The organism is Bacillus salacetis (genome assembly GCF_003581585.1).
GTDB classification, from domain to species: domain Bacteria; phylum Bacillota; class Bacilli; order Bacillales; family Bacillaceae_B; genus Rossellomorea; species Rossellomorea salacetis.
The window spans coordinates 1-9413 of sequence record NZ_QXIR01000061.1 but is presented as its reverse complement, the minus strand read 5'-3'; the positions used below and the strand labels follow the sequence as shown (position 1 = coordinate 9413).

At 43.5% G+C, this 9413-nt stretch carries 9 protein-coding genes; 1 reads left to right on the top strand and 8 read right to left on the bottom strand.

All coding sequences use genetic code 11. The features are described from left to right. Positions 1-224: 224 nt before the first annotated feature. The 7 genes from D3H55_RS23390 to sppA all read right to left on the bottom strand — a co-directional run bounded on the left by D3H55_RS23390 (position 225) and on the right by sppA (position 6689). Positions 225-1412, bottom strand: a complete 1188-nt coding sequence (locus D3H55_RS23390) for an acetate kinase (protein WP_119549732.1) — start codon at positions 1410-1412, stop codon at positions 225-227. Between the two features lie 372 nt (positions 1413-1784). Then, on the bottom strand, positions 1785-2771 hold the full coding sequence (locus tag D3H55_RS23385; protein ID WP_119549731.1) for a class I SAM-dependent methyltransferase: 987 nt from the start codon (positions 2769-2771) through the stop codon (positions 1785-1787). Positions 2772-3104: 333 nt separating this feature from the next. Then, positions 3105-3605: a thiol peroxidase gene (tpx, locus tag D3H55_RS23375; protein WP_119549729.1), complete on the bottom strand. Its 501-nt coding sequence runs from the start codon at positions 3603-3605 to the stop codon at positions 3105-3107. Between the two features lie 140 nt (positions 3606-3745). Beyond that, on the bottom strand, positions 3746-4219 hold the full coding sequence (ytfJ, locus tag D3H55_RS23370) for a GerW family sporulation protein (RefSeq protein ID WP_119549728.1): 474 nt from the start codon (positions 4217-4219) through the stop codon (positions 3746-3748). A 94-nt stretch (positions 4220-4313) separates the two neighbouring features. Continuing rightward, positions 4314-5030, bottom strand: coding sequence for a DUF2953 domain-containing protein (locus tag D3H55_RS23365; protein ID WP_119549727.1), 717 nt, complete (start codon positions 5028-5030; stop codon positions 4314-4316). Positions 5031-5154: 124 nt separating this feature from the next. Beyond that, positions 5155-5658 carry an RDD family protein gene (locus D3H55_RS23360; protein ID WP_119549726.1) on the bottom strand — a complete coding sequence of 168 codons (504 nt, stop codon included), beginning with the start codon at positions 5656-5658 and terminating at the stop codon, positions 5155-5157. A gap of 20 nt (positions 5659-5678) precedes the next feature. After that, entirely contained in the window at positions 5679-6689 is a 1011-nt protein-coding gene (sppA, locus tag D3H55_RS23355; RefSeq protein WP_119549725.1) for a signal peptide peptidase SppA, read from the bottom strand. Between the two features lie 236 nt (positions 6690-6925). Here sppA and D3H55_RS23350 point away from each other — a divergent pair, with 236 nt between their 5' ends. Next, entirely contained in the window at positions 6926-7726 is an 801-nt protein-coding gene (locus D3H55_RS23350; RefSeq protein WP_119549724.1) for an NAD kinase, read from the top strand. 395 nt (positions 7727-8121) lie between these two features. On the opposite strand, the gene rarD is transcribed toward D3H55_RS23350, so the two are convergent. Beyond that, on the bottom strand, positions 8122-9069 hold the full coding sequence (rarD, locus tag D3H55_RS23345; RefSeq protein ID WP_168413246.1) for an EamA family transporter RarD: 948 nt from the start codon (positions 9067-9069) through the stop codon (positions 8122-8124). Positions 9070-9413: the final 344 nt, after the last annotated feature.

The window sequence follows — 9413 nt, the reverse complement described above, 5'->3', positions numbered from 1 at the left end:
GTGTCCTTACAAAAGGAATTCGCGGGATGAAGAGGAACGATTAGCGAAGAATCGTTCCCTTTCAGAGGGAAATCACGGAGTGAAGGGTCATGTTATGGAAAGAATCCTCACCTTTGAGGATGAGTTCGCCAGTTGAAATAAGGGAGATGTAACATCATACCCAAATAGGGCATAAGAAATCAAAAAGACCCCACTGCAGTGAGGCCTTTCCGAAATGAAGCATATTAAACCGTCAAACGCTGGATGTCACGGGCAATCATGACTTCTTCGTTTGTAGGGATGATCATGACTTTAACAGGGGAATGCGGGTGGTTAAGGAATGTTTCTTCCCCTCTTACTTTGTTTCTTGCCGGATCCCAGTAAATACCCATGAACTCAAGGCCATTCAGGACTTTTTCACGGACGATCTGGCTGTTTTCACCGATCCCGGCAGTGAAGATGATGGCATCTACACCATACATGCGGGATGCATAGGATCCAATGTATTTATGGATACGGTTCGCGAATACTTCCAATGCCAACTCAGCACGCTCGTTGCCTTCTGCGGCCTGGCTTTCAATATCGCGCAAGTCACTGGACAGGCCGGATACACCGAGCATACCGGATTTTTTGTTCAGGACATTTAGCACTTCATCCGCTGTCTGGCCTGTTTTTTCCATGATGAACGGAATCAGGGCAGGGTCGATATTACCGGATCTTGTTCCCATCGCTACACCTGCAAGCGGAGTGAAGCCCATTGATGTATCGATTGATTTACCGCCTTCAATGGCTGCAATACTAGCACCGTTGCCAAGGTGGCAGGAGATCAGGCGAAGCTGCTCTTTTGGACGTCCGAGCATTTCTGCTGCCCTTTCTGATACATATTTATGGGAAGTTCCGTGGAAACCGTATTTACGGATGCCATATTTCTCATAGTATTCATAAGGAAGGCTGTATAAGAATGAACTTTCCGGCATTGTTTGATGGAAAGCTGTATCGAACACGGCTATTGCCGGTACATTTGGCAGAACATTTTGGAAAGACTTAATACCTGTAACATTTGCAGGATTGTGAAGAGGGGCGAGTTCTGATAGCTCCTCAATCTTCTCAAGTACTTCATCTGTGATTATAACCGAATCATTGAACACTTCACCGCCATGTACCACACGGTGTCCGACTCCTTCGATTTCATCCAGGGATCGGATAATTCCCGTGGAAGTCAATTTATCCAAAAGCATTTTTACCGCTACTTCATGATTTGGGATATCTGTTACTTCTTCCTGTTTCTCACCATTAACGGAAATACTGAAGATGGAATCATTTAACCCGATACGTTCGATTAGACCTTTTGTAATAACCTCTTCCTGAGGCATTTCGAAAAGCTGGAATTTCAACGAAGAACTGCCAGCATTGATTGCGATCATTTTTGCCATTTCGTTTTACCGCTCCTTTTTTCTTTTGCGTTCTATCATAGTTTGTTCATTTAAGTACTTTATATCTCTCAATTTTTCATTTAATCACTGCTCGTATGCCATTTCAAGGGTAACCTTCCCGCGTAATCGTTTACATGATAAAATAAGTGTTTTCAGAAAAATAGGAAGAAAGCGAAAGCATTCGCTTTACTCTCGGATAAAAGGATCCGAATGGCTATAAAAGCCGTTTTGCTTTTCATGCAGGTTTGATTTTCGCTTCACGTGCACGATTTCAAAGAGTGCAATTGTGCATCTGAAGCGACAATCAATCATCCACAAAAAAAGGGTAAAGCCTCAAAACGATTGTGACTTTACCCTAATGTTTGATTTCCCTTATTTATTTTGTTTAAACCACTGGTCCATCTTGGCGAGCATATTTTCCATTGCTTTCTGATTCGAAAGGGACGGCATGTTCGCCATAAGCACTTCTTTAGGCGGTTTCACATCCGCTTTCTTCTTCTGCAGAATCAGGATGCTCTTTGCTGAGCTCTCATTTTTAAACAGGGACATTGGCAGTTGAAGAAGGCCTTGAATATATACCTGCTCCTTAAAAAAGGCATGAAGTTTCTTCGCTTGTTCAGATTCGAATAAATGATTTGGGACAAGGAAGAATAAATACCCGCCTGGCTTTGTATGCTTGAGGCTCTGTTCAATGAAGAGATGATGAGAATATGAATGGCCATTATCGCTTTTCAGTTCATAATCCGCTGCCCTCAAATCGTTTGGATAATAACCGACAGGCAAATCACTGATGACCACATCAACCGGATCAATGAAAAGCGGTTCAAGGGCATCCTGGTTGAACAACTGCAGCGGGTGTTTTTGCAGGTTGGCTCCGACATATGAGAGCTTGATTAAAAGGTCATCAATATCCACTCCAACAGACTCCACTTTTTTGTCTGCAAGGCCATTGAGCACTGTTGTCAAAAGGTTCCCTGTCCCTACGGCAGGATCAAGCACCTTCAGTTCCTGGCTGCCTTTAGTGAATTTTCCGGCGAGATAACTGATGAACATACCGATTGCATCAGGAGTCATCTGATGGTTCGGCTGCGAGCTTTGCTTCATCCCTTTTAGAATGGCCAGCTGCAGGGCTTTCCGGATATGTTCATTGCTGATCTGATCCATACCGGCTTCAGCATATTTCTTTTCAAGCCTTTTCTTGGTCAGTTCATTCAGCTCATCTTGCAGTACACCTTGATGAAAGAGGTTTTCCCCCGTTTCGGCCACTGCTTCTAAATATGTACAAGATAATTCTTCCTGCAGAATTAAGGCTGTATCATCCAACACGTTAAATAAATTTTCTGTGGGAGAAACCGTCATGTGTTTTCTATCTCCTTTACTATTGATTCTTTCTCTATTTTACCCTTGCGGGGACAAGTGTCAAAGAGTTGGTTCATTAAACAAGGCTGTTTTCGCATATATTGCTGCTTTTGGAGGAATCCCAAGTGCCGGATCTTCCACTTGTATTCCAAGGTTTTACTCTCGAAAGAAAGCAGTTCTTTTCTTTCCTGCCGGGGATTAACGGAGATTTACCAGGATATTATTTGATATTTTCATTGAATAGCAACAAAGTTTACGAAAAGAGCCTTAAACAAAAACTGACCCTGTCGGATTTCTCCCGGGTCAGCCTCATCAAGTTGTTTGTGGATTGATTTATCGGGCGTTCTTTACCGCTTCGATTGCTGCTTCATAATCAGGGTGGTTGGTTGCCTCGCTGACATATTCAGCATATGTCACTTTATCGCTGCTGTCGATTACAAATACTGCGCGGGCAAGCAGGCGAAGTTCTTTAATGTACACACCAAACGCTTCTCCGAAAGACAGGTCGCGATGGTCTGATAGAGTTTGGACATTTTCTATTCCATTCGCGCCGCACCAGCGTTTCTGAGCAAATGGCAGATCCGCGGAAATAGTAAGGACTTCCACATTATCCAGCTTTCCAGCTTCTTCGTTGAATTTGCGTGTCTGCGCGTCGCATACCCCTGTATCAAGGGATGGTACAACACTGATCAACCGTACCTTCCCATTGGTGTCGCTTAATGATACTTCTGACAGGTCGTTAGCCAAAACTGTAAAATCTGGAGCTGTGTCCCCGGGTTTTACTTCATTTCCTACAAGTGTTACAGGATTATTTTTAAAAGTGATCTCAGCCATATTAAAATGAACCTCCTCTATAAGTATCAATCTCTGTAATCGTACCTAAGAGCTTCCCATGAACGCAACTAATTTGATTATCTGTGTTTTAAAAATAATGAGGACTGAACATTTTCTGATCAGTCCCCGGCTTGCAAGTATTAGAAATCAAATGATTGGTTATTCTGTCCTTGATTTTGGTTTTGTTGTTGTCCTTGGCCGCTGTTTTGGGTATTCTTTTTCATCATTCCCTGAATTCTCTCCATCACGCCAGGAGCCAGGTCAACAATCTTTTCTAAAAGATGGGTGTTTTCATCAAGATGGAGCATCTTGATCCCTTTTGATCCTACAATCAGAAAGGCAATAGGTGTGATGGAAACACCACCGCCGCTACCTCCTCCAAAGGGCTGCTTTTTCTCTCCCTGCTTGTCATCCTGCCCGTCTTTGCTTCCCTTGCCTTTTATGACAAATTCGCTTCCGCCTGCCGCAAATCCGAAACCGACCTTTGAAACTGTCAGTATGACACTTCCATCAGGTGTTTCTACGGGATCTCCGATAATCGTATTCACATCGATCATTTCTTTAAGATTTTCCATTGCTGTGGTCATAAGTCCTTCGATTGGATGATCAGACATTAGATTACCTCCTATAATGTTATGTACAGACCCTTTAACACTCTAAAGCGGTGAGGGACAGTCCCCGGTTGCGTTAGCGCGTTAAAGCGTTGTTTTAGAATGTTTGATTCTTCTCTGACACTGAGGAAAGAGGCTTGGATTGAAAATCCGGTTTTCCGCCTTTCCACAATTTGATCATTTTGATTCCTGCCAATATAGCATGCCCGACACGAAAAGTTATGATACATGAAAAATCCATTTGGATGATTGCTTTCTGAAATGAAGGCACCACCATGATTTGAGGCATGGATTGCAGATTCATATAACCGCTTATGACTCCCATCAGACTTCCTTTAGCTCCCCAGATCAACCCGGTCATCGTCCCTGTTGTGGAGGCATCTCCTGTTCCACAGACAGTCTGCCATTGCACATCGTCTAGTTTGACCCTGCTTAAGAAATGGCGGACGATGCGATGAAAACCTGCCACATGGCGAACCAGCTCCTGGAAGTCTTTGATTGAGGTGAGAATTTCTTCTGGTGTCTCCTTTTTCAGCTTGTCTTTTTCTTTCCCTTTTCCTTCCTTGCCTTTTTCCGTTTTCTCTTCGAAAACAATATTCGGTCCCTCATCATCCAGCTTTACCATCGGTACTTCCACTTTGTATTTGACCAGGCCGTACCAGGCCCTGAATTTAATTAAGAAATGATCATTGTCATTTCCATGATAAAGTGAAAGTGTTATCGTCAGCTTTGTGATGATGATGAGCAATAGTAATAATAATAATAGTCCTGAAATCACAATCAATGTGATGATCCACCCGTTCACTTTTTTCACAACCCTTCAATTAGAAAGTATTGGCTATTTCCTGCCAAATTAAACCTTCCTGAAGGCAATGATGATTGATTTTCAAGCATAAAAAAGAAGCAGCCGTCTTCAAGCTGCTTCCCAGTCTATAACATTACGCACTTACCGGCTTAAATACCGCTGCACGCTTTTCACGAATCACTGTGGTGTCTGCAAATAAGTCATGGATTCCCTGCTTCTTATTCGTAAACGCCACAACGATATACAAAATGATGATTGTTGCGGAAATGAACCGGCCGATCAATTCCCGGAAAAGGACAGTTCCCCAATCCAAGGACCTGCCATCAAGTCTTGTCACCTTCAGGCCGAACGCCATTTTCCCAAGGGTCTGCCCCATATACTTTGTCATCAGGACAAAGTACCCGTAGAAGATGATAGCACTCAGAATGGAGATTGGGGCGAACATATCATCTTTGATCAGCGACAGGTCCAAAGCTATGAATATAGGATAGACAACCAGCCTGCCTATGCTGGAAATAACAATCAAATCCAGGAGATAGGCCCAGAATCTCATCCAGAAACCGCTAAGTTCCACTATCTGCTCTTCCTTCACGTGTGCTGCTGCCGTGAAAACTTCTTGATTATTCTCTTCGCTCATGCACGGTACCTCCTCCTAAATTATTCCGCATAGAGATACATCAGGCGCGGGGAATTGGGCTGAGATAAGATTTTCATCAAAGCGGCAGCCTCGATGTCGCCGCCTGCCAGCCTTTTCGCCCCCATATTCAATAGTGAAGCAAATCCGCCTTCGTTTGTATACTCGATGACCTGGGCATTACCAAGCTTAAGGTCTTTCTTCATTTGAGCAATTACATCTTCCACGTATCCGAAATCATCGATCAGATTATTTTCCTTTGCCTGCATACCATCATAAACCCGTCCGTCTGCAATTTTCTTAACTTGTTCCTCTGACATCCCGCGGCCTTCGGCAATGACATCCACGAAACCTTCATAAGAGTTGTCGACCATGGATTGAAGAATCTGTCTCTCCTCTTCCGTCATTTCCCTCGTCGGGCTCATGATATCTTTATGAGGGCCGCTTTTGATTGTAACGAAATCAACGCCGTATTTTTCAGCCAATTCAGAGTAGTTGATGCTTTGCATGATGACACCCAAAGAACCGGTAAGCGTTTCTTTGCTTGCAAATATCTTCTCTGCAGGGGCTGAAATATAGTAACCGCCTGAAGCTGCCATAGAGCCCATTGAAACATAAATCGGTTTCTTGGATTTTTCCTGGATTTCAACAAGCTTTTCATGAATCTGGGCACTTTCCACAACTCCGCCGCCAGGTGAGTTGACTTTCAAAACTACCGCTTTGATGCTGTCATCTTCCTGAACAGCTTTCAACTGTTCCATGAATAATTCATGGTTGTACCCCGGGCTTTCAAAAATGGATGCTGCTGTATTCACATCCTGAATGACACCATCCACTTCCAAAACAGCGATTCTCTTCGCTGTATTTCCATCCTCAATGACTTCTTCTGTAAACGGATTTTCCGTACTGGCGAACATCTCTTCGAACGCCTGGTTAAAATCACCCGACATGGCTGAACTTGCAAAATTGGCAACAACCGAAAAGATGAACAGGCCTGCAGCAATCCCAAGTGCCGTCCAACGTTTTCCACTCATTAATCTATTCCTCCTCTTTTCCTCTTCATGATGAATACGTACATCGCTATCATAAAGTTTCATTATCATGATAAAATAATGGTGCATGCAAATTGCAACAAACCTCTCAGAATGCACCTCACGAAAATCACCAAGAGCTGCAGCAGATTGCATATAAACAATATTCTAGCAAAATCTAACGTGATTGGAAAAAATTCGTCCCAAATGACTGATAATTTTTTTGAGGAGGCATCAACATGAATGAAAGACGAAACCTTTATTTTTACACTTTAAAAGATAATAAAACACTTGCACAAGCCGATGAACTATCACACCTTGCGAGCCAGTACGGCTTCAATGTCGTCAACAATTCCAACGACGCGAACATCATCGTAAGTATCGGGGGGGATGGCGCATTCCTTCAAGCAGTAAGAAACACTGGGTTCCGACAGGATTGTCTTTATGCAGGGATTTCAACAACAGGCAGTTTGAGCATGTATTGTGATTTCCATATTGATGATAAGGAAAAAATGATCAAAGCCATGACAGAAGAACAAATCGAGGTCCGCCGCTACCCGACCATCAATGTAACCGTCGATGATCAATCAACCTTTAAGTGCCTGAATGAATTCAGCATCCGCTCCGGGATCATCAAGACGTTTGTGCTCGAAGTACATATAGATGACCTGCACTTCGAAACCTTCCGTGGAGACGGCATGGTCATCTCTGCCCCTACAGGAAGTACAGCCTATAACAAATCAGTGAACGGGGCAGTAGTCGACCCAATGCTTCCATGCCTCCAGGTGAGCGAACTTGCATCATTGAATAACAACCGTTACCGCACACTCGGATCTTCCTTTATCCTCAGCGGTGAGCGCAAATTAAAGCTTGAAGTGGTGCAGGATGGAAATGACTACCCTTCAATGGGAATGGATAACGAAGCATTGGGGATCCAGCACGTGAAGCAGGTGGTCATTGAATTAAGCGGAGAAAAAATCAAAACCGTCAAACTGAAAGATAACTCCTTCTGGGAGAAAGTGAAGAGGACATTTCTATAAAAGAAGAGAAGCCTGGCGGACAGGCTTCTCTTCTTTTCTTCATGTCGGGGGAAAATTGTCGGATATCGATGTTTTCTTGTCGTTTATCGACCGCGAGTTGTCGAATATAGACAAGCATCTGTCGTATTTCAACCAATGCTTGTCGGATATCGATTTACACGGTACCGGCGTTTGAAATCATGTAAAAACCAGCGGACATCCTTGTGCTCTCCACTCTTATCGGCGATTCTGGGTGCTTTATCGGCGATTTTGAATGAGTTATCGGCGATTTTTCGATTTTATCGGCGATTCCGAGCGGTTTATCGGCGATTTTTAACATTTAACGACCTATCGACAAAACCTCACGCACACAAAAAAGCTGGCCCCCGAAAAAGGGACTCGCTTTTCAAAATAAACTATGCACACTTTTCCTCTGTCTTCCTCTTCCGTTTCACCATTTTCATCCTCGAAACAGAGAAAACGGTCAATGCGGACCAGATGAATGCGAATGCAGCCAAATGTGTTTGGGTAAACGGTTCCCCGTATAGGAAAACACCCAGAATCAATGTCAGCGTGGGAGCGATGTATTGCAGGAAGCCAACCATATAAAGAGGAATCCTTTGAGCTCCTTTAGCGAAGTAAAGCAGCGGCACAGCTGTTACAGCCCCTGCACCGATCAATAATAAATCCGAGCCTGCTGACACATGGAACAGTGAAATATCTCCCTTAGAGGACAAATAGATCAAGTAGATAAGAGCAAACGGCGCAGTTGTCAATGTTTCCAATGTTAACCCTACGTCCGAATCCACTTTGATCAGTTTTTTTGCCAATCCATACAGACCGAAGGAAACGGCCAGACCAACGGCAATCCAAGGGAATCTTCCATAAGAAGCAGTCAGGATGATGACCCCGATGGCAGCCAGGACGAAGGACACCGCCTGTGCCTTGGTCATTTTCTCTCGTAAAATAAATACGCCAAGCAGCACGCTGACGAGAGGATTAATATAATACCCCAGGCTTGCCTCCACCATCTGATCGGTATTCACCGCCCAGATATAAATGAACCAGTTCGCGCTGACAAGCAGTGAAGCCACAGCCAATGCAGCGAGCTTCTTCTTTGTACTCATCATTCCTTTTATCATACCCCAGAAGGCGGGGAACTTTTTGATGACGATCAAAAAGACGATCATGAACCAGAATGACCAGAATATCCGGTTTGCCAGTATTTCATCTGCCGGTACATGGTTCAACCACTTCCAGTAAATCGGCAGGATTCCCCAAAGAAAATAGGAAAATGCCGTATACAGAATACCAGCTTGTTCTTCCGTTCTGATGCCGGCCACCCCTTTCAAAATTATTTCCATTCTCGAAATAATATCAATTATATATCGGTTATTCTTAAAGGGCAATCCGAAAGTTTTGGCAGGCTGACAAAATAAATAAAATTCTACTGATTCCAAGATCGAAATGTCAAAAAAAGCATCCATGCCTTTTTAAGACAGGGATGCGAGTTCTAATTACGCTTCTTTTTTATAAGGCAGTTTTCGTATATATTGTTGTTTTCGGAAAAATCCCAGGTGCCGGATTTTTCCCCTGTAATACAAAGGTTTTACTCTCGAAAAAGAACGAGCAGCTCTTTTCTTTCCTGCTCACAGTGGTTTTCACGACGATTTACAAGAATATTATTTGAAATTTATATTGTATAGCC

Coding starts and splice junctions, on each gene's coding strand:
- D3H55_RS23390 (WP_119549732.1), bottom strand. CDS start 1,412: ATGGCAAAAATGATCGCAATCAATGCTGGCAGTTCTTCGTTGAAATTC.
- tpx (WP_119549729.1), bottom strand. CDS start 3,605: ATGGCTGAGATCACTTTTAAAAATAATCCTGTAACACTTGTAGGAAAT.
- D3H55_RS23350 (WP_119549724.1), top strand. CDS start 6,926: ATGAATGAAAGACGAAACCTTTATTTTTACACTTTAAAAGATAATAAA.
- D3H55_RS23360 (WP_119549726.1), bottom strand. CDS start 5,658: ATGAGCGAAGAGAATAATCAAGAAGTTTTCACGGCAGCAGCACACGTG.
- rarD (WP_168413246.1), bottom strand. CDS start 9,069: ATGGAAATAATTTTGAAAGGGGTGGCCGGCATCAGAACGGAAGAACAA.
- ytfJ (WP_119549728.1), bottom strand. CDS start 4,219: ATGTCTGATCATCCAATCGAAGGACTTATGACCACAGCAATGGAAAAT.
- D3H55_RS23385 (WP_119549731.1), bottom strand. CDS start 2,771: ATGACGGTTTCTCCCACAGAAAATTTATTTAACGTGTTGGATGATACA.
- sppA (WP_119549725.1), bottom strand. CDS start 6,689: ATGAGTGGAAAACGTTGGACGGCACTTGGGATTGCTGCAGGCCTGTTC.